This is a genomic window from Streptococcus lishijunsis (genome assembly GCF_047290665.1).
GTDB lineage: Bacteria > Bacillota > Bacilli > Lactobacillales > Streptococcaceae > Streptococcus.
Genome location: NZ_JBLBUC010000049.1, coordinates 1 through 1,128 on the forward strand (window position 1 = coordinate 1; position 1,128 = coordinate 1,128).

Annotated in this window: 2 protein-coding genes; both read right to left on the minus strand. The window is 38.8% G+C overall.

Features of this window, described 5'->3' with window-relative positions; all coding sequences use genetic code 11:
• On the minus strand, positions 1–618 hold a 618-nt coding region (locus ACLN19_RS09080), incomplete at its 3' end, for a zeta toxin family protein (RefSeq protein ID WP_413385526.1).
• Positions 618–1,094, minus strand: coding sequence for a type II toxin-antitoxin system antitoxin PezA (pezA, locus tag ACLN19_RS09085; protein ID WP_413385528.1), 477 nt, complete (start codon positions 1,092–1,094; stop codon positions 618–620). The genes ACLN19_RS09080 and pezA, both read right to left, overlap by 1 nt.
• Positions 1,095–1,128: the final 34 nt, after the last annotated feature.

Sequence of the window (1,128 nt, forward strand, 5' to 3'; positions counted from 1 at the left end):
ATCTCTTTGATAAATCTGAATCCGATCAAAAAGTTGCTCTCTTTCTAACTCCCTTAGGTTATCAACCAAATGCTCTACAATACCATCATGATGTTCTTTAGGGGTTGCTCTGGCCTGATTGGGATCGATGGCATAAAGCTCTTCGTAACGAATCAAGGTGCTGAGATAGGACAGTTCTGGTTTGGTACCAATAATAGCTAAAGAAACTTGGTATCCTTTCGAAGCTAATAATTGAACAGTCTGACGAGGAACTTGAGTGGTTCGCAAAGTTCCTTCAATCAACAAATGATAACCTTGCGTGCTGAGTTCGTCAACCAGATGTTCTACCATTTTTCCTGCAAATCCTTTGGTATAGTCCACGCTGTCCTTGCCATACTTTTCTTGCAGGGCTAGGTAATTGGGATGTTGAGAACGGTAACTGTCACCATCGATGATAATGATATTACCTTGAAATTCTTTTTGCTTGATACGATGTATCGTTGTCTTACCTGCTCCGCTTTGTCCACCAAGCAAGATAGCTTTCGGATGATCTGGAAACGTCTTTCCTCGGGTTAAAGCCCGAATGGTTCGCTTCAAGGCTTTCTGAAAGTCAGTCTCACTAAATTCTTCCAATCTCATTAAGCTACCACCCGATGATACACCATATCTAACATCCGCTCAATACCGTCTAAATAACCATTGTAACGCTCTATTTCATCGAAAGTATCTACAAGATAAATTTTCGTATTGATTAATTCAGCCAAATCATCACTCATCAAAATCCAAGGATTGGCTTCATCATCAAAAGCAATATCTTGACTATCCTGGTATCTATAAAGCTGTGATAAAATGGCTGCTCCACGTTCTTTTATCACTTCTACCTTTAAGGTCAATTGATAATCTTCAACAGGTGTTAGCATCTTGTCCTCTCCTACAACATCGACATAAGAAACGTTAAATTTCTGACAAATACGGTCAATCAATTCTGTTGACACAGTGCTAGTCCCATTTTCATAACGACTCAGACTATTACGTGAAATACCAACCATTTTCGCAAATTCTGGTTGTGTTAAATGATGTGTTCGACGTAGTGCTTTGATATTATCTCCAATCATAAATAAAGACCTCCTCATATTTGCTTTCATTATA

Coding starts and splice junctions, on each gene's coding strand:
- pezA (WP_413385528.1), bottom strand. CDS start 1,094: ATGATTGGAGATAATATCAAAGCACTACGTCGAACACATCATTTAACA.